Genomic DNA, 22531 nt, shown 5'->3' on the forward strand with positions numbered 1-22531 from the left:
AAGTTTCAATAAAAACGGTAGATTGCACGTACGATGGTATCGGATGGGAGCGACTTTTGGCTTTGCGAAGCAAAACAAGGGAAGCGAGCAGCCGAAACCGGAGAACGAGGTTAAGCTACTAAGAGCACACGGAGGATGCCTAGGCGCTAGGAGCCGATGAAGGACGTGGCGAACAACGAAACTGCCTCGGGGAGCTGTAAGCAAGCTTTGATCCGGGGATGTCCGAATGGGGAAACCCAGCTGGGGTAATTTCCAGTTACACCTAACTGAATACATAGGTTAGTGTGAGGCATACCAGGGGAACTGAAACATCTAAGTACCCTGAGGAAGAGAAAACAATAGTGATTCCGTCAGTAGCGGCGAGCGAACGCGGAGAAGCCCAAACCAAGGGGCTTGCTCTTTGGGGTTGTGGGACGTCTCACATGGAGTTACAAAGGAACCGGTTAAGCGAAGAGGTCTGGAAAGGCCCGCCAAAGAAGGTAAAAGCCCTGTAATTGAAAGTCTGTTCCCTCCGAGACGGATCCCGAGTAGTGCGGGGCACGTGAAACCCCGTATGAATCCGGCAGGACCATCTGCCAAGGCTAAATACTTCCTAGCGACCGATAGTGAAGCAGTACCGTGAGGGAAAGGTGAAAAGCACCCCGGAAGGGGAGTGAAATAGAACCTGAAACCGTGTGCTTACAAAAAGTCAGAGCCCGTTTTAGGGGTGATGGCGTGCCTTTTGTAGAATGAACCGGCGAGTTACGTTCCCGTGCAAGGTTAAGGTGAAGAGCCGGAGCCGCAGCGAAAGCGAGTCTGAATAGGGCGAATGAGTACGTGGACGTAGACCCGAAACCGGGTGATCTACCCCTGTCCAGGGTGAAGGTGCGGTAACACGCACTGGAGGCCCGAACCCACGCATGTTGAAAAATGCGGGGATGAGGTGGGGGTAGCGGAGAAATTCCAATCGAACTCGGAGATAGCTGGTTCTCCCCGAAATAGCTTTAGGGCTAGCCTCGGAAAACAGAGTCGTGGAGGTAGAGCACTGATTGGGTGCGGGGCCCGCAAGGGTTACCAAGCTCAGTCAAACTCCGAATGCCATAGACTTACTTCCGGGAGTCAGACAGTGAGTGCTAAGATCCATTGTCAAAAGGGAAACAGCCCAGACCATCAGCTAAGGTCCCCAAGTGTGTGTTAAGTGGGAAAGGATGTGGAGTTGCACAGACAACCAGGATGTTGGCTTAGAAGCAGCCACCATTGAAAGAGTGCGTAATAGCTCACTGGTCGAGTGACTCTGCGCCGAAAATGTAACGGGGCTAAACACACCACCGAAGCTATGGCTTGATGCTTGCATCAGGGGTAGGGGAGCGTTGTATAAGGGTTGAAGGTGTACCGTAAGGAGCGCTGGACATTATACAAGTGAGAATGCCGGTATGAGTAACGAAAAGATCAGTGAGAATCTGATCCGCCGAAAGCCTAAGGGTTCCTGAGGAAGGCTCGTCCGCTCAGGGTAAGTCGGGACCTAAGGCGAGGCCGAAAGGCGTAGTCGAAGGACAACAGGTCGAAATTCCTGTACCACCGTAAATCGTTACGAGCGATGGGGGGACGCAGTAGGGTAGTGACGCAGGCTGATGGATGCCTGTCCAAGCAGTGAGGCTGATGTGTAGGCAAATCCGCACATCGTAAGGCTGAGCTGTGATGGGGAGTGAAAATTACAGTAGCGAAGGTCATGATCTCACACTGCCAAGAAAAGCCTCTAGCCAGATGAAGGTGCCCGTACCGCAAACCGACACAGGTAGGCGAGAAGAGAATTCTAAGGCGCGCGGAAGAACTCTCGTTAAGGAACTCGGCAAAATGACCCCGTAACTTCGGGAGAAGGGGTGCCCCGGTAGTGTGAATAGCACGAGGGGGCCGCAGTGAAAAGGCCCAAGCGACTGTTTAGCAAAAACACAGGTCTGTGCGAAGCCGTAAGGCGAAGTATACGGGCTGACGCCTGCCCGGTGCTGGAAGGTTAAGGGGAGTGGTTAGGAGCAATCCGAAGCTGTGAACCGAAGCCCCAGTAAACGGCGGCCGTAACTATAACGGTCCTAAGGTAGCGAAATTCCTTGTCAGGTAAATTCTGACCCGCACGAATGGCGTAACGACTTGGGCGCTGTCTCAACGAGAGATCCGGTGAAATTTTAATACCTGTGAAGATGCAGGTTACCCGCGACAAGACGGAAAGACCCCATGGAGCTTTACTGCAGCTTGATATTGAATTTGGGTACGATCTGTACAGGATAGGTGGGAGCCTTTGAAGCGTGAGCGCCAGCTTGCGTGGAGGCACCGTTGGGATACCACCCTGATCGTATCTAGGTTCTAACCTGGTGCCCTTAGCGGGTACGGGGACAGTGTCAGGTGGGCAGTTTGACTGGGGCGGTCGCCTCCTAAAGAGTAACGGAGGCGCCCAAAGGTTCCCTCAGAATGGTTGGAAATCATTCGAAGAGTGCAAAGGCATAAGGGAGCTTGACTGCGAGACCTACAAGTCGAGCAGGGACGAAAGTCGGGCTTAGTGATCCGGTGGTACCGCATGGAAGGGCCATCGCTCAACGGATAAAAGCTACCCTGGGGATAACAGGCTTATCTCCCCCAAGAGTCCACATCGACGGGGAGGTTTGGCACCTCGATGTCGGCTCATCGCATCCTGGGGCTGAAGTAGGTCCCAAGGGTTGGGCTGTTCGCCCATTAAAGCGGTACGCGAGCTGGGTTCAGAACGTCGTGAGACAGTTCGGTCCCTATCTGTCGTGGGCGTAGGAAATTTGAGAGGAGCTGTCCTTAGTACGAGAGGACCGGGATGGACGTACCGCTGGTGTACCAGTTGTTCCGCCAGGAGCACCGCTGGGTAGCTATGTACGGACGGGATAAGCGCTGAAAGCATCTAAGCGTGAAGCCCCCCTCAAGATGAGATTTCCCAGTATGTAAGACCCCTTGAAGACGACGAGGTAGATAGGCTGGGGGTGGAAGTGCAGCAATGCATGGAGCTGACCAGTACTAATCGGTCGAGGGCTTATCCAATAGCAAGTTTTAGTCGCGTACGTTTCGTTTCGAATCTAGTTTTCAGAGAACAACACTCTGAATGAAGTGAAAATGGGTACATCACCGAGTGTGTGTATGATTTTCAGTTCTGAATGATGGAAGAAGCATTGCTTCGACCAATCGCGTTTGGTGGCGATGGCGGAGGGGTTCCACACGTACCCATCCCGAACACGACCGTTAAGCCCTCTAGCGCCGATGGTACTTGGACCGCAGGGTCCTGGGAGAGTAGGACGCCGCCAAGCAAATCAAAGACACACTTGATGAAAATCAGGTGTGTCTTTTTATTTAGTTGCATAAGTATAAGCCAGTATAGACTAAATAAAAAATGGTTCGAGTTATGATACGAAGCAAGTATGGCTAATCATGTCGATTTGACTTGTTTTATACATAAAATACTGCCTTTCCAATGCGCTAAGCTGTGATACAATAGGTGGGGTCTATATTGAAACGGAACACGCATAATTACGAGGAGGAACAGTAACACCATGAAATCAGCCCCGTTTATAGCTGTTGAAGGTCCAATCGGAGCGGGGAAAACAACGTTAGCTACGATGCTTTCCCACGAATTAAACCTTCCGCTGGTTAAAGAAATTGTTGAGGAGAACCCGTTTTTAGCCTCCTTTTATCAGGATATTGACGAGTGGAGTTTCCAACTCGAAATGTTTTTTCTATGCAACCGGTTTAAGCAACTAGAAGACACTGGTGTACACTTTATTCAGCAGAACAGCCCGGTCGTTTCAGATTATCATATCTATAAAAATATGATTTTCGCTGAGCGTACCTTAAAAGGAACAAAGCGGGATAAATACCGCCAAATCTATCATTTGTTAACGGATGACCTGCCCAAACCGAATCTGGTGCTTTACATTGAAGCTGAGCTGGATACCTTGATGTACCGGATCAACAAGCGTGGGCGTTCCTTTGAGCAAGATATGGACCCTGCTTATATGGAACAGTTGATTGCCGACTATAAAACAGGTATGGATTATTTGGCCAATGGCACGAATCCGCCGGTCATTCTCAAAATCGATGCGGAGCAACTTGACTTCGTGGAACATCCCGAGCATTTCAGGCAGATTGTTAATCAAGTAAAGGAGCTTATGATATGAATAACTATGGCATTCCTTCGAATGCATTAATTACAGTAGCAGGAACGGTAGGAGTGGGAAAATCCACACTAACGGCAGCACTCGCAGATCGTTTGAATTTCAAAACGTCTCTTGAGCAGGTTGATCATAATCCGTATTTGGAAAAGTTTTATCATGACTTTGAGCGTTGGAGTTTTCATCTGCAAATCTATTTCCTCGCTGAGCGTTTTAAAGAGCAAAAAAAGATTTTTGAAATGGGCGGGGGTTTTGTACAGGACCGCTCGATCTATGAGGATACGGGTATCTTTGCACAGATGCATGCGGATCAGGGGACGATGTCTGCTACCGATTTTGAGACCTATAGCAGCTTGTTTGAAGCGATGGTTATGACGCCTTATTTTCCACACCCTGATGTTCTGATCTATCTCGAAGGCAGTCTGCCATCGATTCTGAACCGAATTACGGAACGTGGACGTGAGATGGAGATCCAGACAGACCGCTCGTATTGGGAACACATGCATGAGCGTTATTCCGTATGGATCAATCAGTTTACAGCATGTCCTGTACTGCGTTTGAATATAGACGAATATGATGTACATGATCCTGCTTCGGTCGATGCCATTCTTAAACAGATTGCAGCTGTTATACAGCCTTCCAAAGAAGCTCAGGTATAATCATTATATGGATTCTCTATAAGGCTAGGCTAGGTGAAATAGACATCTCTTTTACAGCGATTGAGGCTGTGGAAGGGGTGTTTTTTACATAGAGTGATTCAAAATAAAGGAATTAGATCGATGGAGCTATATAGTAATGACGGATTTAGATGAGAAGCTATCTCTAAATATGTATGAATATATGTAACAAATCACAGAAATATGTTGAAATTTGAAGCTTTTTGTGGTTTTATAGGAAAGGTGAAATCTGGAAATATAGTATAAGCATGACTCAGGAGGGAAAGACATCGTGGAAGAGAAGCAAGGAATTAAGATTGGGATGCCGATTATCGGTGGATTGATTGCTGCCATACTGGGAGGTGTGGTATGGGCTGCGGTTGCAGCTATGACGGAGTATGAGGTTGGACTTATTGCGATACTGGTTGGTGTACTATGCGGGTACGCTGTCGTGTTGTTCTCGAACAAACAAATTGCAACGGTGCACAAAATTATCGCTGTTGTTTTCGCACTGGTGGGCATTTTGCTTGGCAAGTATTTGACGGTGGTTTACTTTACATCGGAATTGTTTACAGACGTGAGCGTACTGACTTTGGTGTTTGATGGGGAAATGATAAGTGCATTTACGGAAACGATTAAGGAATATTTCAGTGAGCCTACAGACTGGTTGTTCATTGTTTTGGCGATCGTATCTGCTTGGCAAATTCCAGGCCGGATGGCGAAAACAAGCATGGCATCCGAAGCATCTACCTCGGATCAAGCACCAAGAGCGTAAGAACAGCTAAACGGATGCAGATTACATGCTTAGTAAGTGAGCAGTAATAACAAAGCAAAGTAGAGTAGAGCCAGGATAAATAGAAAAGAGCATAAGGGCTAGAGTAAAAATCAGAGTAAAGAGTAAAGTAAAGATTAAAAAAGATCAAAGTACGGATTTCTCGGAGTGGACATCGGCATTAGGATGATCACATTGCGGCTGAGGATAAGCGAAGATCTAATAAAGGACGTAACGCCTCAGGCGTTACGTCCTTTTGCTAGTGGAAGGAAAATAACTCAGATCAGCAAGTACAGATGTTACCTTATTTTCTGGTGTCGGCAAATACAGCCATGGCATGACACATGAATTGTGCCAGCCCCTCGCCAAACTGATCAATATTCTGCGTGAAACGTTCATCATCCACATACATCTGACCAAGTCCTTTGAAGGCTTCTGGGGAATAGTTCCCGATCTCATTCAGGTAAATGTACCATTGTTTAATCTCGGCCTGTGCTACGGCAGATTCGGGTGTAGTGTGGCGAATGGTAGCTAACCGTCTAAAGATATCATTCATCTGATTAGATCGTTCTTTTTGTTTGTCAGCCGGCTGGTCATTTAATTTCTGGTTTGCCTCATTGACGGCGTTGTCACCCCAGCGCTCACGGGCTTCCTGTTCGTACGGATTTTGACTAAAATCAAAACCCTGAAATTGTTCTTTAGGGGTAATTTCAATCTCTCCTCTTAGATGTAGTACGGTTTTATCGATGGTGGTAATCATTTGATCCAGACGCTGGCGTTTTTCCAGCAAAATGAGTTTGTGCATATGCAATGCTTCCTCCGCATCAAAGGCGGGGTCATCTAAAATGTTTTTGATTTCTTTCAGCGAGAAGCCGAGTTCTTTGAAAAATAAAATCTGCTGAAGTCGTTCCAGATTGGCATCCGAATACATTCGATATCCGGCATCAGTGACCTGATCTGGAACAAGTAGCCCGATCTCGTCATAGTGATGCAGTGTGCGCACACTGATTGAAGCAAGTTCGGAGACTTCTTTTACTTTCATGGCCATGGGTGAAACCTCCTTACACCATGAATTGTACAATGTCACGTTACGTGAGAGTCAATACGTTAATGATGTGAAAAAGGAGCATCATAGGAATTCAAAGCAAAGCTTGTGAAAAACAAGGTTTTTCTTCGTTAACAAGCTTAAGTACCTTTAATGCTTTATGCAAAACCTCTGCTTATTTCTGTAAGCTTAATAAAGATAGCAAGTGAGTATTCGAGCTATCCAAAATACAGAATAAAGGGGCTTTCATTGTGATTTCAAACGAGATGTATTCCATTAAAGACGATACATATGCCCAAAAACAAAGTCTTCCATGGGCGGCTCTACTGGCGTTAGCTATGGCAGGATTTATCTGCATACTTACTGAAAGCCTGCCTGCTGGGCTACTCCCTCAGATTGCCATGGGTCTTGGCATAACGCAGGCAAAAGCCGGACAACTTGTTACGTTGTATGCTGCAGGCTCTCTGGCAGCGGCAATTCCACTGACTGTGGCAACTCGCGGGTGGAGACGTAGACCTCTTTTGCTGCTATGTATTATAGGTTTTCTCCTATTTAACACGGTGAATGCCTTATCTTCGGTATATGTTATAACGTTGATTGCACGTTTTTGTGCAGGAGTAGCAGCGGGGGTGCTATGGGGAATGACCGCTGGATATGCACGTCGGATGGTGCCAGAGTCATTAAAAGGAAAAGCTATAGCCGTTGCTATGGCAGGTACACCTTTGGCATTAGCGCTTGGTGTTCCGATCGGTACTTTTTTTGGAACGTATGTAAGCTGGCGTTTAATCTTTGGAACGATATCTATATTGACGCTCGCGCTTATTGTATGGGTGTTCTGGAAAGTTCCAGATTATGAAGGTGAGGTCAAGCAGAATCAACTCTCACTGCATAAAATCCTGTTTCTTCCTGGAATACGGCCTATTTTATTTGTGGTGCTTGCCTGGGTGTTAGCTCATAATATTTTGTATACTTACATTTCTCCTTTTCTGGAAAATACAGCACTGGCCCATAGAGTTGATCTGATTTTACTCCTATTTGGCGTAACTTCAGTGATGGGTATTTGGATTATTGGACTGCTGATTGATCGCTACTTAAGGATACTGGTGCTATTAAGTGTTGCGATATTTGCTTTTGCCTCAGCGGCGATGGCAATCTGGAGCAATCAGCCGGCTGTTATCATTATAGGAGTGATTGCATGGGGATTGACCTTTGGCGGAGCGGCAACGTTACTCCAAACAGCTATTGCACATGCAGGAGGCCGCAGTGCCGATATCGCCCAATCGATGTTGGTAACGGCATGGAATCTAGGGATCGGTGCGGGAGGTATGGTTGGTGCTATCCTGCTTCATTGGAGCGGAGCTAGATTCCTGCCGGGTTCCTTGGTGATATTGTTGTTTATCGCTCTTCTCATCACGTTGTGCTCTAAAAAACACGGATTTCCTAGTTCACCTTGAAATGGTGATATCTAAAATAGAAAAGATGAATGGTTAGGATTCCTTTGAGATCAGGAACTGGGGTTCATCAATTAGGTTTTTGGATGCAATAGGCGAGGACATTGCGATAAGTGTAGTATAGGTTCCGTATTTGTCACATTGATTTCCGAATGCCTCTAAGTCCGCAATAGAATCTGTCATGACTTTCAATAAATAATTGTGTTCTCCACTGACGCGATAACATTCTACAACTTCGGGCGACATACGGCAGAAATCAAGGAAAGCAGTGCATTCTCTAGTCTGAAATAGTAGATAGGATGTACTCTGTTTTCCTAATTTTTGCGGATTAATGATGGTGCGGTACCCTTCAATAACACCACTTTCCTCCAGTCGTTTTACACGTTCCGTGACGGCTGGCTGTGAAAGTCCCACCAATTTTCCTAATTCGGTCATGGACAATCTGGCTTGATTTTCCATATGAAACAGGATGTTTCTATCGATCTGATCCATAAACTCACTTCCTTTTATTCTATAGGTGATTTTTGGGAGATGCTTTTATATTCATAGTAATTAAAAGATAATCATTTGTAAATGTGAAGCTTTATAACAAAAATGATTTATATATTAAATAAGCTTGGGATGAAATGGATGCGTGATGCAAGGTGGGAAGAAGGTGAGAAAGGTGAAAGGTTTTTATAGGATGCAGAAGGATGTAACAGGTGCAACAGGATGCACAGGTTGTGGAAAGATAAGGAAGATAAAAGATGTAAAAATTGCGGAAGGATAAGGTTGAAAAAGGATGTAGGAGGATGTATAGGTTGCAGAAGGAGGTAAAGGAGAAAAAAGGAGACAAAGGATGTGAAGGAGACAAAGGAGACAAAGGATGCGAAGAATAAAATAAGAATGCAAAGGATGCAGAGCGAGTGGCTGCATCCTTTGCATTATCGGGCGGGGAGCATGGCTATGCCTGCTCCCTGCGGGTGATCGCAGCGAGCTGTGCAGTCGCTGCGTGCACATCGGCCGCGCCCGCGATGGCGGAGATGACGGCTATGCCGTCGGCTCCAGCCGCCATCACGGCGGCCGCGGTATCGGGCGTAATGCCGCCGATACCGACCACCGGAACTGCGATGCCTGCGGCGCGCAGTTCCGCAACCCCGGCGGGGCCCAGCACAGCGTGGGCATCCGCTTTGGAGCGCGTCGGGTACATCGGCCCGACGCCAAGATAGTCTGCGCCCGCCTGCACGGCATGGCGGGCTTCAAGGGCGGAGTGGGCGGATACGCCAAGCATCCGCCCTTCGCCGATGCGGGCGCGTACCAGCGCCGCGTCCGCATCGTCCTGGCCGACGTGCACACCGTCGGCCTCTACGGCCACAGCCAGCTCCACATCATCGTTCACGATGAACGGTATCCCGTGCTGGCTGCACACCTCGCGAAGCCGCAGCGCAAGCGTCATGCGGGCTTCGCCTGTCAGGGCACCAGTTCCCTTCTCGCGGAACTGGAACAGCGTGATGCCGCCAGTAATCGCCTGGCGGAGCACCTCCACCGGGTCACGCGTCGTATTGACGCTGCCCATTACCAAATACAACGGCAGCGCGCGGCGCACCGCTTCCGTATCCCATCTACGCATCAGCGTTCACCTCGCTGTCTGCGCTGGTACGCAAAGTGATTCGTTGGCCCGTGCCCGGTCCCGAATCCCAGCTCATCTTCAATGGCTGCCTGAATGAATGCTCGAGCGGTCGTAACGGCAGCCAGAATAGGGGAACCCTTCGCCAGTTCCGCGGTAATGGCAGCAGAGAATGTGCAGCCGGTTCCGTGGGTATGACGTGTCATGACACGAAGGTTCTCCAAATAATGAAAGGAATGCCCGTCATACAAGACATCAATAACCATACCGCTGCCGGTATCATGTCCTCCTTTGATCAAGGCATACGTTGAACCCATCCGCACCAATTGCTTGGCGGCTTCCTCACGCTCGCTCAGGTTCCGAATCGATTTCCCGATAAGTAGTTCGGCTTCCGGGATGTTAGGTGTAATAAGCAAGGCATGGGGGAGCAGATCATGAATGAGTGCTTGCACAGCCTCCTGTTGCAGCAGAGGCGCACCTCCTTTGGCAACCATCACCGGATCGATGACCAGATTAGACCAGCCGAATTGCTGCCATTTTGCCGCAACAAGACGAATAATCTCTGCACTATACAGCATACCTGTCTTGATGGCACGCGGCTGAAAGTCGGTTCCCGTTGAATCAAGTTGCTGTGCAATGCCATCATAATCAATTGGAAACACGCCTTGAACCCCTGTTGTGTTCTGCGCGGCGATTGCAGTAATGACCGTCATGCCGTATACACCAAGTTCCTGAAAGGTTTTGAGGTCCGCCTGAATTCCTGCACCGCCACCATTATCAGACCCGGCAATCGTTAACGCTTGAGCAATATTCATTACACACCTCCACGAATCTGACGGATTTGTGCATGCTCGGAGAACAGTGAAGGTGTGACCTGCGCCAGTTGATTTAACAATTCAATCTGAAAGCTGCCCGGCCCCTGATGAGCCGTTCGCACTGCAGCCTGTTCAGCGGCTATACCATAGGTTGAGACAGCCTCCACCACACTGTTCAGCAAGTCGCGCCTCGGCTTGGCAATCGCAGCAAAAGCACCAATAACTGAGCTGAGCAGACAGCCTGCCCCGGTAACTTGGGTGAGCAATGCATGTCCGTTGCTTGTGAGGAAAGTATGATATCCGTCAGTAATAATGTCGTACTGGCCTGTAATGACAACAATACAGTCAAGCTGTTGCGCTGCCCGCTCGGCAATGTCTATTCGGTCTCCCTCGCCAGCCCCGGCATCCACACCTTTGATATTCCATGGTACACCAATGACATGAGCGACTTCGGCGACATTGCCTCGCAATACCGTAAGGCGAAGCTCACGAACCAGCATCTGTACTGTATCCGTGCGATATGTTGTGGCTCCTGCACCGACAGGATCAAGTACAACAGGTACATGATGTGCATTAGCTGATTGTCCGGCTAGACGTATCGCTTGAATGACCCTTTCATCCAATGTGCCGATGTTCAGAACCACCGCGCCAGCCATTCGAGCGACGTCAGCGACTTCTTCCTGAGCATAGGCCATAAACGGAGAGGCTCCGAGGGCAAGCAGACCATTTGCCGTAAAAGGGGCAACCACAAGATTGGTAATATTATGAACCAAAGGATTGAGTGATCGTACACGTTCCAGATAAGACATCGCCATTTCCTCCTTGATTTCGAATGATCTTGATGGTGATGAGAGTGAATCACACTCAGATATCGACAAGAAGAGCATTTTGCATCATGCTCCCAATAACTGCTTTCTTCTCACGGGATGACAGAGATTTTATATTCGGAACATTTGAATCCATACTCGGGAAAGGAATTTTCCTTGTTTCGAAATTTTTATTTTGAACGGCTAGTTTCTCGGTCATCAAGCAACCAGCACACTAGTAACCACATCGCCAAAATTCAAAAAAGCCCCGCCCATTTCCGGAGAAATGAGCGGAGCTATACGTTTGAACTGAAGTTGACCCCATTAAGGATAGAGATCATCCACTGCCAATAAAAGCTGCTCCACTTCCCTCCGCTGGTATAATCCAGATCAGGTTCAAAGGGTCCGAATCGTCGTATTCGTCTCAGCCGCAAGGCTCCCCCAGTGTAAATGTACAAGATATGCAGTTATGTCCTCAGCATATATCCAACTTGGCTTAATGTAAATAGGGAGGGTATGTGTGTTTTGAAATTATGATGAAAATATACTGGACTTTTGTTGGGATCCTCTGATTACGATTTACCTAGGCTCGTTAACCCGATATAATGGGGATTGGCTCATATGGCCGTACTACGAATGAGGGCAGGACTGTTGTTCCTCCCGGCAGAATGGGGACCCTGAGTTGAAAACGTTCAAGAAAGTATATATTGAAATTACAAGCATCTGTAATTTGGCATGCAGTTTTTGTCCGCAAACGAAGCGAGCCAAAGGATTTATCGACCCTGAAGTCTTTAATAATATATTGGATCAGATCAAACCACACACGAAACATATCTACCTGCACGTCAAAGGGGAACCGCTCCTTCATCCCAAAATTGACTTGCTGCTGGATATGGCTCATGCCAAGGGATTTAAAGTTAACATTACGACCAACGGTACACTGCTGCCGAAGACACAGCATAAATTATTGGGTAAACCTGCACTGAGACAGATGAATTTCTCACTGCACAGCTTTGATGGTCATGAAGGTTCTACGGATCGTGACGGATACTTACGTAACATTTTGTCTTTTGTGCGTGAAGCGGTGAAACATAATGTCATTGTGTCGTTCCGATTATGGAATCTGACACAGGATAACTTCACCAATGCTCAGATGAATCGAAATCGGGAGACGCTTGAGGTGCTCGAACGGGAATTTAATCTGGACTTCCGGATTGAAGAAAAGGTTCTTCCAGGTAGCGGCGTAAAAATTGCACCTAACGTATACCTGAATCAGGATCATGAATTCCAGTGGCCAAGTCTCGATGCCCCTGAAGATGATGGTAAAGGTTTTTGCCATGCACTTCGTAGTCAGGCAGCTGTGCTTGTTGATGGAACCGTGGTTCCATGTTGTCTGGATGGAGAAGGGGTCATCAACCTTGGGAACATCCATGAGAAGTCTTTTTCCGACATTGTGGACGGAGAGCGTGCAAACAATCTGGTGTACGGTTTTTCCAAACGGGAAGCCGTAGAAGAACTTTGCCGCAAGTGCGGATACCGTCAGCGGTTCGGAGCAGGAGCTTGAGAAGGTGTGGCACATCGTAGGATAATTTCTAGCGAAGTCAGGCTTGTCTGAGAAGTATAGATAAAACGTTTTAAGGTCCTATTGCCTGGCATCAGACGATAGGGCTTTTTTTAATGGAATTTAAAGGTAAAAACAGCATATTACGAGTTAATATCGGTGCATATCAAAAATACGATATTCAAATAACAAGGCATTACCATCTGAATTTATGCTGAAAAATGTAAATCTGATCTCAAGATTATTCCTGTAATCTCCCTTTTTTTGTAGGATGAAGACAGGTTCCGAGCGGTGTTCTCTTCTGCGGTTCTGTGAGACAAGCCAGCGTGCTTGGAGACGAATTTACTCATATTAAGGGAGGATGTTGATGATGAAAAAAATGTTAACGCTGTTGTTGTCCGCCGGTCTGGTCGCTTCCATATTTGGTGTACTACCCGCAGCGGCTGCGCCGACAGTTGTAAACTCAACGATTGTTGTACCTAAGGGTACGACGTACGATGGACAGGGGAAAACCTTTGTTGCCAATCCGTCTACTTTGGGTGACGGTTCTCAAGCAGAGAATCAGAAGCCGGTCTTCCGGCTGGAAGCAGGCGCTACACTGAAAAATGTCATCATTGGTGCGCCAGCGGCAGACGGTGTACATTGTTATGGTAACTGTAATATCTCCAATGTGGTATGGCAGGATGTGGGCGAGGACGCGTTGACGCTAAAATCGTCAGGAACGGTGAATATTACAGGCGGTGCGGCATACAAAGCGTACGATAAAGTGTTCCAGATCAATGCGGCAGGCACAATTAACATTAAGAACTTCCGTGCCGATGATATCGGCAAGCTGGTGCGGCAAAATGGAGGCACAACATTCACTGTCAACATGACTCTTGATAATTCCAACATCTCGAACGTAAAAGATGCCATTATGCGCACCGACAGCAGTAGCTCCCAAGGCCGAATTACAAATACCCGTTATTCCAAAGTGCCAACGCTGTTCAAAGGATTTGCTTCGGGTAAAACGAGCCAGTCCGGTAATACGCAGTATTAAACTGCACTGAGCGAAATGCTCCAAACCATGTGGCTTATATCATTAAGCCATATGCACCATACAGGGTGAAGCGGAGGAAATGCTGCTTCACCCTGTTTTTTATGCTCATAGCCATACCACGACATGTAGCCAATTGGATTTGCATATGGGCAACAGGAAGCATCTTGTGATAACATGTGCACTAAATAACTGTACCAATCGCATGATTAAGAGGGGATACATATGTCAATTCGCATCAAAATGCTACTTTCGTTTACAGGCATGCTTGTTATCAGTCTCCTGTTTATTTTGCTTACAGCAAGTCTCTATACGATTGCGGCAACAGGAGATTTGCAAAGTTTCCGAGATATATACAAAGTCCATTATCAGATCAATCCTCTCACGGAGCAGGGAGAGACGATCTTTCAAGAGATGAAGTTTACGGCGAAAAGTAATCCGGACGAGCTGCAGGACAAGGTATTGCTCCGTGAATACGATATGAAGCTTCGAGCCGAGAAATCCGGGCTCTATGTGAGGCGTGAGAACAGTCCGATCTTTGAATCGCGGACATTCCACCAACCCGGATTGGGACAGGCATTGCCCGCCTATGATCTGAATAACAACCAGATTCGAAGCACATTTAATATCGGTGAGCGTTTCTATGCGTATGCCAAGTTTGATTTTAATTATTCCGATGGAGAACGGGGCAGCATCTTTGTTATTCGGGAAAGAAGCCCCTTTGCAGAACTGACTCGCAAGCTGTTACCTGTGATGTCTCTCCTGTTGATTAGTGTCCTAATCATCGCGAACCTGCTTTTGTTCCGCTGGATCACACGTAGTTTCATTCAACCGTTGCATCAGCTCCGAAGTTCGGCCGAACAGATCAAAAACGGTAATTTGTCTTTCAAGCTTGAACTGGACTCCAATGACGAAGTTGGACAGCTGAGTGAGGCATTTGAGAGTATGCGCAAACAGTTGCAACGATCCAATGAGCTAAGGCAGCAAGATGAGATTAACCGCAGAGAGCTGATCTCCAACATCTCGCATGATCTTCGCACGCCGATTACTAATATTAAAGGGTATATTGAGGGAATTCGGGATGGGGTAGCGAACACACCGGAGAAGATGGACACTTACGTGAACATTATTCATTCCAAAGCGGTTAGCATGGATAAACTGGTGGATGAATTGTTTCTATACTCCAAACTGGATTTGAACCAGGAACCCTTTGTGTTTAATCCGATCGATCTGGTTGATTTTATAGAGGATAGCATCGAGGAATTGCGATATGATCTGGAGGATAAGGGTGTAGCACTTGAATGGCATAACCGAGCATCAGGCTCCGTGGTGTCTGCTGTTGATCTCGATAAATTACAGCGCACAGTAGTTAACATCGTAGAGAATGCACTGAAATATATGAATGATGACGACAAACGACTCTACATTATTCTTGAAGCCGATCAGGAGTGGAATACCATTATATTCCAGGATAATGGAAAAGGCATATCCGAGGAAGATCTGCCTCATATATTTGAGCGTTTCTACCGAGCCGAGCAGTCACGCAACTCGTCTACGGGCGGAAGTGGTCTTGGGCTGGCTATTGCCCACCAGATTGTAGCTGGACATGGTGGTTTAATCTGGGCAAAAAGCAAGCTGGGTGAAGGCACAAGCATCCATATCCAATTGAAACGGCTCATAGATGAAAGGGGGAAAAAGCATGACTGATATTCTGATCATTGAGGATGAAACGACCATCGCCGAACTGGAGCGGGACTATTTCGAACTCCACGGATTTACGGTAGAGCTGTGTCATAACGGGGATGAAGGTTTACGCCGTGTTCTGGACGAGAATTACCGACTTGTCATCGTAGATTTGATGCTTCCAGGTATGGACGGCTTCGAATTATGCAGGCTCATTCGTGAGGAGAAGGAAGTGCCGATCCTTGTCGTATCCGCGAAAAAAGAGGAGATCGATAAAATCCGCACGTTTAATCTCGGTGTCGACGATTTCATTACGAAGCCGTTCAGCCCAAGCGAACTGGTCGCAAGAGCCAAAGCTCACCTGACCCGGTACGAGAGATTGCTCGGTAAGAGCAAACCTGCTGAACAGGATGAGATTCACATTCGCGGACTTCACATCGACAAGGGATCACGCCGTGTATTTTTGAACGGAGAAGAGGTGGGCATCACCACCAAAGAATTTGATCTGCTTGTATTTTTGGCGAGTCATCCGAACCGCGTATTCAGCAAATCCGATCTGTTCGAACGGATCTGGGGCATGGAATCGAATGGTGATATTGCAACGGTAACAGTGCATGTTCGCAAGCTGCGCGGGAAACTGGAGAGTGATCCGAAGCATCCCGAATACATCAAAACGGTCTGGGGTGCGGGGTATCGTTTCACCATATAAGTTTAGAGAAAGATTCGTTGCAGTTTATATTTTTTTAATATATTTGTCCTGTGGAGTTTCTTTTTATCCCCTACGCTATAGATAGATGCAACAACTACCTACAGAGGGGAAGAACATTTCATGAATCTTACAGCTCGTAAACTAGTAGTACTATTAACCATAACCGCATTGGGAACAGCGACACTTCCATTCACAACACCTCAAGCTCAGGCAGACGGATTCACAACTTCTATTTCCGCTACAGCGACACAGCTTACGAATCAACAGGTACAGGCGGCTATCAAAGAACTGAACCGTCTTGGGATCATGAACGGATATAGCGATCAATCGATGGGTGAGCTTCGGGCGATCACACGTGCAGAGTTAGCTTCATTGATTTATAGAACATTTGATTTGCAGAACAAGACAGGAGACAGTACAGCAACGTTAACGGATATCCAGGCGAATGCTTGGTATGCACCGTATGCGCTGAAAACAGTGGAGATGGGCATCATGCAGTCCGTGGATGGCGAGTTCCATCCTCAAAGTCTGGTAACGGATGCGGAGCTGGAAGAGGTTATATCTAAAGCATTAAAACGGGATGTGAAGTCCGTACACCATTGGATGAGTGCTTTCTACGAAGAAACGGGCTCTGTGACACGGGGCGAAACGGCAGTGTTGTTGCAGAAGGCGTATCAAGCCATTCCTTCGGATCAAGTCCGCATTGAAAGTATCAAACCGCTGAATAACATGACGCTCGTAATTACTTTGGACAGGCCGCTCACAGCAGAAGATGAAGTGTTTGCCAAATCCCGGACAGACTTTGCATTCAGCGGGGGGCTAACCTTAACCAATATGCCACGTTTGAAAACAGGTTCTGTTGCTACATACATCGTGCCGACATCCGTTCAACAAGCTGGAGAAACATACAGCCTTACATATAAAGGACAAGATGCTGGTTCATTTAAAGGCAGTGACGTTAAAGTTAATATGACTCAAGTGCGTCAGGTCACGAATGATACGTTTGAGATTGAAGCTTTGAAGGAAAAAGGTGTGGTGGATTACGGTTATATTATTTCGGCATACAGCGCGGGCCGTGGCACTAATGCCTTCATTCTGAACGATCAGGAGCAGGCAGACGGCAAGACATATCAAATTATTTCGTCCATGCAGGCAAGACAAGTGACCATTACGCCGGAAAATGGCGAACCGATCATTGCCAGATATGTTCCGTTTACTCAATCCACAGATGGCAGACAAGAACCCAAATTCCGATTGCCAGAAGGCCAGATTCTGAAACCAGGGGTATCTTACACCGTGACTTCCGAATGGGCTAATATCGAACATGCTTCGTTCACGGCGAAATCATTCGAATCATTAGTCGTTGAGAGCGCTAAAGCTGCGAGTGATAGTGCCATTGAAGTGACACTTGCCCAAGATCCGGAAGATGAACTATTCTCTGGACGGAGTGTTACCCTGACCGCACCAGATGGGCAAGTCCTGACAGCGGCGTATAAATATTCAAGCCGGAGAGGTGCAACAGGTGTATTTGAACTCGCGAATGGAGAAAAGCTGATCTCCGGCACGATCTATACGCTGAACCCGGTTGGCGATTGGAGTGTTGCATCATCGGTAACGGTGGTACAGCAGTAAGGAGGACCCATGAACAAATTCCTGATGCTGATTATTCTGATCAGCAGTGTGCTGTTCGTTCAAGGCTGTATGCTTAACGAAAAAAGTAACCTAAAGGAGGGAAGCCACATGGCTTCACTAAATCAGCAGTTATTCAGTGCAGCTGAAGCAAAAGATACGAAGAGTATCGAAAAGCTCCTTCAGCAGGGGGCAGAAGTTCAGGCTCAAGATCAGAGCGGAAGAACGGCCCTGATGATTGCAACGTACAATCAGGATACCGCATCTGTGCAAAAGCTGATTGAAGCAGGTGCGGATGTTAACCAGCAGGATGACATGTTGAATAGTCCGTTTTTATATGCGGGTGCTGAAGGGTATTTGGATATTTTGAAGTTAACTATTCAGGCAGGAGCAGACCCTGCTATCACAAACCGGTACGGAGGAACGGCGCTCATCCCCGCTTCGGAGCATGGATACGTTGACGTGGTGCGAGAGCTATTGACCAATACCACGGTAGATGTGAACCATGTGAATCGATTAGGATGGACAGCATTGCTAGAAGCAATCATTCTAAACGATGGCAATGAACGACAACAGGAGACCATTGAATTGCTCATTCTTCATGGGGCTGATGTTAATCTGGCTGATGGCGATGGTGTGTCTCCTCTCCGTCATGCCAGAGCAAAAGGCTTTAAGGAGATCGAAGCTATTTTGTTGCAAGCAGGTGCAAAATAGTGACAAATTATTACTGTTTATTACTGTAGAGTAAATGGGCATCTGCCGAGGTAGTAACTGAACAACAACGAAAACGGGATGAGAGTAGCTTGTGCTATCTCATCCCGTTTTTTTTGTTTCTATTGCGATATTCTTAGTGCAAGCATTCTCTTTATTCAACCTATCTTTACTTCCAAACGAACTATTTTTCCTCAGGCACTTCAACCATAATCTTGCCTTTGGCTGGAGCAACAGAGCCGCTTGCAAGTGAGCCCTTCTTGTTCATCATCTCATAGGCGGTTTCTTCCAGCATGAGGGAGTATTTGAAGGATACGAGTGTTTTACCACCGACAGAAGGACGGGTTCCTGCTTCGGCAGCGGGCTTGGTTTTAATAAAGAACAAATCACCAATCGTTCCGGCTTGTTTACCCAGATTAGCCTGCCATTTCAGCATGGCATTTCCGTTCGTGATTGTATAGTAACTGACCAGATCGTTATCCTCAATCATGAAGAAGCTGTTTTTTTGTCCTTGTTCAAAAATATAAGCTGTTGATGAATCTACTGGCCCGAGCGGATTTTTCACCTGTAGGCGTGGTTGGCCGAAACTTGAAAGCCGCGGCAGCTGCAACGCTGCTTCACGGGCTGCCGTCAAATCGGAACCGTTGTAATCCTTCACTACGGAAGCATTGGTGGTGTAAATATAAGCTTCCTTGGCAGCCTGGTTCCAGCGCACTTGTGCGCCAAACGTTTCACCAATGGCACGAAGTGGCAGCATCGCTTTTCCTTTTACCAGAATTGGAGCCGAGGACAGGGTGGCATCCTGGCCATTCTTTTTCATCGTTTTACTATTGGGTGTCAGCACGTATTGGTCACTACCTGTTTTGATGCTGATTTGTTTGCTCTTATTATCATAACCGAAGGTATAATCTCCGAGAAATTGCAGTTCAGTCAGGGCAATGTACGTGACCCCTTGGCGGATGATCACATCGTATTCTGCAGGTGTATTGTTAATGTAAGCCGTAGGTTTTGTTGTAGCGGCTGCTTCAGCCACCATAGGCGTGAACAGTGCAGGAGCTGTTCCTGCGGTCAGAATGGAGGCGGCCAGCAGCATCTTCCATTTTTTTTGCTTCCATCGAGCATTGTGTGATTGTGTGTTGTTTTTCATGATCATTCTCCTTTCAAGTCACTAGACGGATCAGTTATCCCAAAAGTTGCATATTAATGGAACATTCATAAGATATTAACCTAATTCCTGTATATTAAACTACTAAGTCATGGCATATAATGGAATGAAAAGAATATAGTTTTTTCCAAAATTCGTTTGGGAAACAGGTAACTTTTTGAAAGGAAGAGCGTCTTATATGGAAATAACTTCTATTGGGGGATGAATGCGTGTGAAGAAGGGGCCTGAACGAAACATATGGGGTTATACTCAATGCGTTACTTTGACAGGAATCACTGCACTGTTGCTAACAGGCTGTATGATGACAGAGACACAGGCGGATGCATCTGGCGGACAGGCTCAGGCTTCAAAGCAACAGATGCTGGATCAGGAACTTCAGATTCAAATTCCAAGTACGGATTTAAACACATCCACGTTATCTCAGCCATTGACCCCGCTCTCATCGCAACAGGCATCGCTCAAGGTCCCCTATAAGAAGGGAGAAAGTATAACTTTAAGAAAGGGCCTGCCACTTTTCGGTGGACGCAAAGACAACCGCATCGCTGCAGATCAAATGAAGATTACATATCTTACAACACCATCGGATAAGTATACTCTGGCCGCGGTTCAGGGGGAGTGGATACAGGTCAAGACCAAGGATCGTTATAGCTACTGGCTTCCTGGCTGGTATGCACTTAAACAGAGTAACATCATGACGGAGACGAACCCCCGCACGTTCACGATCAAAACCGGTGGCAAGCTGTATCTTACTCCAGATAGTGCTGTTACATGGCCTACCAATGAGGCTCTATCGGAACAGGCACTCATCGTGTCAGAGTGGAAGGATTGGTATGGTGTTTCTATTGCACCGCGCATCTGGAGTAGGGAGTCGACAGGTTATCACCATGTAATACTCTGGATCAAGAAAAAAGATATCGCGAGTCAAACTCCTGTTCCCGATGGATGGTTTACAAGTGAATCATCGTTGCAAGCCTCGTTGCTCCGCCATTTGGTAGATACGAAGCTGGATCAGACAACGACCGCCAGACAGGCCGTCAATTGGTTAGGGGAACCGGACTGGAAAGAACAATCCAGAAATATGAATGAAACCGGAGATCCGATGCGGATTGGACAGACGTGGAGATATGAGCGGAATGATGCACAGTTGTTGTTAACGTTTGATAAAAATATGAAGCTGACCGAGATTCGCTGGAATCTGCTAGCGGATCGACAGAATGAAGCTGCTAGTGGAAGCTATAGTCGTTTGGATCGGTTTGTTTATACTACGCAAATTGCTGCGGGCAAGTTTATTCCGCAAACGCTACCAATGAAACCTGAATGGGTGAATCAGGGGGACTTGAACTACACCTTTTTGCAAGCTGGCACAGAGGATGTACTCCTGATGAAGGGGGATGATGGCGGTTTTAGCGGTATGCATTATGATAATTCCTTCTACGCACTGGATCGACATACAGGGAAAATGCTCTGGAGAGTGCATACAGGATTTGGCCCTGCTCAAGCAATATTAAATACGAACCGGGATGCCGTTACGCTGTTCACAAGTTATGACACGGATCGCAAACAATATGTGGATCATGTGCGCCATATCAACCTGAAAGACGGAAAGCTTTTATGGGAATACAGACCTGAGGGACAAGATCAGCGGAATGACAGTAAAAACAAGAAAAATATGGATAATAAGGTACGGTTAAACGGCATTAAGGCTGCCCAAAATGTAGTCATTATAAACACCCCTGTTGTTGAAGGCTCCAGGAATGGGTGGATTCATGTGCTGAATAGCTCAAACGGTAAACGATTATGGAGCAAGAAGTTAACGAAAGGATATCAATTAGTTAATCGAAACGCCGATGAGCCTTATGTTCTATATCAGGAGAAAAATCAGCTTGTTGCCGCAGAGCCTCTAACGGGACGCACGGTTTGGCAGGTTGAATCTGAACCATCCGCGATAGATCATATCGAGAATGATTCCTATTTTGACGGCATCCATCGTTATGATCCTTTTGCCCCAGCGCCCCTTAGGCGCTGGATGTTGCTGGATGATCAGTGGGTGCTACTTGATCTGTCTTCTGGTAAGAAACAAGCTCTAATTCCTGCACGTATAGGTCAGCAGATAGAAGTACTGAATGATGGTATGGTGCTGATTCGTCAGAATCAAAAAGGAAATATGTACGGTGATTACAACGAATATACAACCTCCTTATTCGATCCAGGTTCAGGAAAGATTCGCTGGACGGTTGATGCGAAGATTGAACGCGGGCTACAAGATGCAGATCATCTGTATGTCATTAAAAACGGATATCCTGCCGCCGTGGATTACCGTACCGGGGAGACACGGTGGGATGCACAAGAATCTGTTGGAGCAAACCAATATTCGACCAATCAGGGCAGTTACCTCATTATCGGAGATCGCTTGTTGCTCCCGCGAAATGAGGATTTGCTTGTAATGGATAAGAAGGATGGGACTCTGCTAGGGCGTGTGCATGATGTAGTCATGGGGACTCCGGAGCATCGAGATCGGGATGCGAAGAATGGCATGATCAACCGAATGGACGATATGGTTTACGTTGGATCGGCTAACGGGCGTTTCCGTGTCTATCCAGCTGATCTGCTGGAAGAAGAGATCTCTTTTTAAAAGCTTGTCTGAGCCGCCATGTTGTTTTATTATAAATGAACAGGATTGCTCGCGCTCCGGTTATCGGCTGTGCGGGCTTTCTTCATGTGTTCTTGAA

The 22531-nt window shown here is 47.0% G+C and carries 17 protein-coding genes, 2 rRNA genes and 1 riboswitch; of the genes, 13 read left to right on the forward strand and 6 right to left on the reverse strand.

What is annotated here, in order from left to right; genetic code table 11:
* Nucleotides 1-108: 108 nt before the first annotated feature.
* From AC1VYS_RS04585 to AC1VYS_RS04605, 5 genes are all read left to right on the forward strand, one after another.
* A 23S ribosomal RNA gene (locus AC1VYS_RS04585) occupies nucleotides 109-3033 on the forward strand.
* 146 nt (nucleotides 3034-3179) lie between these two features.
* Nucleotides 3180-3296, forward strand: a 5S ribosomal RNA gene (gene rrf / locus AC1VYS_RS04590).
* 243 nt (nucleotides 3297-3539) lie between these two features.
* Complete coding sequence (locus AC1VYS_RS04595) at nucleotides 3540-4163, forward strand: deoxynucleoside kinase (RefSeq protein WP_482913194.1); 624 nt, start codon at nucleotides 3540-3542, stop codon at nucleotides 4161-4163.
* The gene (locus tag AC1VYS_RS04600; protein WP_482913195.1) at nucleotides 4160-4816 is read left to right on the forward strand and encodes a deoxynucleoside kinase; all 657 of its coding nucleotides are present in this window, start codon (nucleotides 4160-4162) and stop codon (nucleotides 4814-4816) included. Before AC1VYS_RS04595 ends, AC1VYS_RS04600 begins: the two co-directional genes overlap by 4 nt.
* 289 nt (nucleotides 4817-5105) lie before the next feature.
* Nucleotides 5106-5588: a hypothetical protein gene (locus tag AC1VYS_RS04605; RefSeq protein WP_482913196.1), complete on the forward strand. Its 483-nt coding sequence runs from the start codon at nucleotides 5106-5108 to the stop codon at nucleotides 5586-5588.
* Between the two features lie 301 nt (nucleotides 5589-5889).
* Here the strand turns inward: AC1VYS_RS04605 and AC1VYS_RS04610 are convergent, their stop codons facing one another.
* Complete coding sequence (locus tag AC1VYS_RS04610; protein WP_482913197.1) at nucleotides 5890-6633, reverse strand: MerR family transcriptional regulator; 744 nt, start codon at nucleotides 6631-6633, stop codon at nucleotides 5890-5892.
* A 263-nt stretch (nucleotides 6634-6896) separates the two neighbouring features.
* On the opposite strand from AC1VYS_RS04610, the gene AC1VYS_RS04615 reads away from it, so the two are divergent.
* A complete protein-coding gene (locus AC1VYS_RS04615) occupies nucleotides 6897-8084 on the forward strand; it encodes an MFS transporter (protein WP_482914908.1) in 1188 nt (395 codons plus the stop codon).
* Between the two features lie 33 nt (nucleotides 8085-8117).
* Here AC1VYS_RS04615 and AC1VYS_RS04620 read toward each other — a convergent pair whose 3' ends face one another.
* The 4 genes from AC1VYS_RS04620 to thiM all read right to left on the reverse strand — a co-directional run bounded on the left by AC1VYS_RS04620 (nucleotide 8118) and on the right by thiM (nucleotide 11311).
* Nucleotides 8118-8573, reverse strand: a complete 456-nt coding sequence (locus AC1VYS_RS04620; protein WP_090917359.1) for an Lrp/AsnC family transcriptional regulator — start codon at nucleotides 8571-8573, stop codon at nucleotides 8118-8120.
* Nucleotides 8574-9024: 451 nt separating this feature from the next.
* A complete protein-coding gene (gene thiE, locus AC1VYS_RS04625) occupies nucleotides 9025-9690 on the reverse strand; it encodes a thiamine phosphate synthase (RefSeq protein ID WP_482913198.1) in 666 nt (221 codons plus the stop codon).
* Nucleotides 9690-10502 carry a bifunctional hydroxymethylpyrimidine kinase/phosphomethylpyrimidine kinase gene (gene thiD / locus AC1VYS_RS04630; RefSeq protein ID WP_482913199.1) on the reverse strand — a complete coding sequence of 271 codons (813 nt, stop codon included), beginning with the start codon at nucleotides 10500-10502 and terminating at the stop codon, nucleotides 9690-9692. Before thiD ends, thiE begins: the two co-directional genes overlap by 1 nt.
* Complete coding sequence (gene thiM / locus AC1VYS_RS04635) at nucleotides 10502-11311, reverse strand: hydroxyethylthiazole kinase (protein WP_482913200.1); 810 nt, start codon at nucleotides 11309-11311, stop codon at nucleotides 10502-10504. Before thiM ends, thiD begins: the two co-directional genes overlap by 1 nt.
* 347 nt (nucleotides 11312-11658) lie before the next feature.
* Nucleotides 11659-11761, reverse strand: a riboswitch (TPP riboswitch).
* Nucleotides 11762-11990: 229 nt separating this feature from the next.
* Between thiM and AC1VYS_RS04640 the strand changes: the two genes are divergently transcribed.
* From AC1VYS_RS04640 to AC1VYS_RS04665, 6 genes are all read left to right on the forward strand, one after another.
* On the forward strand, nucleotides 11991-12872 hold the full coding sequence (locus AC1VYS_RS04640; protein WP_251507479.1) for a radical SAM/SPASM domain-containing protein: 882 nt from the start codon (nucleotides 11991-11993) through the stop codon (nucleotides 12870-12872).
* Between the two features lie 367 nt (nucleotides 12873-13239).
* The gene (locus AC1VYS_RS04645; protein WP_482913201.1) at nucleotides 13240-13908 is read left to right on the forward strand and encodes a pectate lyase; all 669 of its coding nucleotides are present in this window, start codon (nucleotides 13240-13242) and stop codon (nucleotides 13906-13908) included.
* Nucleotides 13909-14130: 222 nt separating this feature from the next.
* Nucleotides 14131-15612: a sensor histidine kinase gene (locus tag AC1VYS_RS04650; RefSeq protein ID WP_482913202.1), complete on the forward strand. Its 1482-nt coding sequence runs from the start codon at nucleotides 14131-14133 to the stop codon at nucleotides 15610-15612.
* Entirely contained in the window at nucleotides 15605-16297 is a 693-nt protein-coding gene (locus tag AC1VYS_RS04655) for a response regulator transcription factor (protein ID WP_482913203.1), read from the forward strand. Before AC1VYS_RS04650 ends, AC1VYS_RS04655 begins: the two co-directional genes overlap by 8 nt.
* A 120-nt stretch (nucleotides 16298-16417) precedes the next feature.
* On the forward strand, nucleotides 16418-17929 hold the full coding sequence (locus tag AC1VYS_RS04660; protein ID WP_482913204.1) for an S-layer homology domain-containing protein: 1512 nt from the start codon (nucleotides 16418-16420) through the stop codon (nucleotides 17927-17929).
* 9 nt (nucleotides 17930-17938) lie between these two features.
* A complete protein-coding gene (locus AC1VYS_RS04665) occupies nucleotides 17939-18640 on the forward strand; it encodes an ankyrin repeat domain-containing protein (RefSeq protein ID WP_482913205.1) in 702 nt (233 codons plus the stop codon).
* Between the two features lie 181 nt (nucleotides 18641-18821).
* Here AC1VYS_RS04665 and AC1VYS_RS04670 read toward each other — a convergent pair whose 3' ends face one another.
* Nucleotides 18822-19784: a copper amine oxidase N-terminal domain-containing protein gene (locus tag AC1VYS_RS04670; RefSeq protein WP_482913206.1), complete on the reverse strand. Its 963-nt coding sequence runs from the start codon at nucleotides 19782-19784 to the stop codon at nucleotides 18822-18824.
* A gap of 280 nt (nucleotides 19785-20064) precedes the next feature.
* Here AC1VYS_RS04670 and AC1VYS_RS04675 point away from each other — a divergent pair, with 280 nt between their 5' ends.
* The gene (locus tag AC1VYS_RS04675) at nucleotides 20065-22434 is read left to right on the forward strand and encodes an outer membrane protein assembly factor BamB family protein (protein ID WP_482934474.1); all 2370 of its coding nucleotides are present in this window, start codon (nucleotides 20065-20067) and stop codon (nucleotides 22432-22434) included.
* The last annotated feature ends 97 nt before the right edge of the window (nucleotides 22435-22531 follow it).

This window comes from Paenibacillus sp. G34 (assembly GCF_056856875.1).

What these genes read in the sequence shown, in the direction of transcription:
- AC1VYS_RS04595 (WP_482913194.1), top strand. Translation starts at nt 3,540, where the DNA reads ATGAAATCAGCCCCGTTTATAGCTGTTGAAGGTCCAATCGGAGCGGGG.
- AC1VYS_RS04600 (WP_482913195.1), top strand. Translation starts at nt 4,160, where the DNA reads ATGAATAACTATGGCATTCCTTCGAATGCATTAATTACAGTAGCAGGA.
- AC1VYS_RS04610 (WP_482913197.1), bottom strand. Translation starts at nt 6,633, where the DNA reads ATGGCCATGAAAGTAAAAGAAGTCTCCGAACTTGCTTCAATCAGTGTG.
- AC1VYS_RS04615 (WP_482914908.1), top strand. Translation starts at nt 6,897, where the DNA reads ATGTATTCCATTAAAGACGATACATATGCCCAAAAACAAAGTCTTCCA.
- AC1VYS_RS04620 (WP_090917359.1), bottom strand. Translation starts at nt 8,573, where the DNA reads ATGGATCAGATCGATAGAAACATCCTGTTTCATATGGAAAATCAAGCC.
- thiE (WP_482913198.1), bottom strand. Translation starts at nt 9,690, where the DNA reads ATGCGTAGATGGGATACGGAAGCGGTGCGCCGCGCGCTGCCGTTGTAT.
- thiD (WP_482913199.1), bottom strand. Translation starts at nt 10,502, where the DNA reads ATGAATATTGCTCAAGCGTTAACGATTGCCGGGTCTGATAATGGTGGC.
- thiM (WP_482913200.1), bottom strand. Translation starts at nt 11,311, where the DNA reads ATGTCTTATCTGGAACGTGTACGATCACTCAATCCTTTGGTTCATAAT.
- AC1VYS_RS04645 (WP_482913201.1), top strand. Translation starts at nt 13,240, where the DNA reads ATGAAAAAAATGTTAACGCTGTTGTTGTCCGCCGGTCTGGTCGCTTCC.
- AC1VYS_RS04650 (WP_482913202.1), top strand. Translation starts at nt 14,131, where the DNA reads ATGTCAATTCGCATCAAAATGCTACTTTCGTTTACAGGCATGCTTGTT.
- AC1VYS_RS04655 (WP_482913203.1), top strand. Translation starts at nt 15,605, where the DNA reads ATGACTGATATTCTGATCATTGAGGATGAAACGACCATCGCCGAACTG.
- AC1VYS_RS04660 (WP_482913204.1), top strand. Translation starts at nt 16,418, where the DNA reads ATGAATCTTACAGCTCGTAAACTAGTAGTACTATTAACCATAACCGCA.
- AC1VYS_RS04665 (WP_482913205.1), top strand. Translation starts at nt 17,939, where the DNA reads ATGAACAAATTCCTGATGCTGATTATTCTGATCAGCAGTGTGCTGTTC.
- AC1VYS_RS04670 (WP_482913206.1), bottom strand. Translation starts at nt 19,784, where the DNA reads ATGAAAAACAACACACAATCACACAATGCTCGATGGAAGCAAAAAAAA.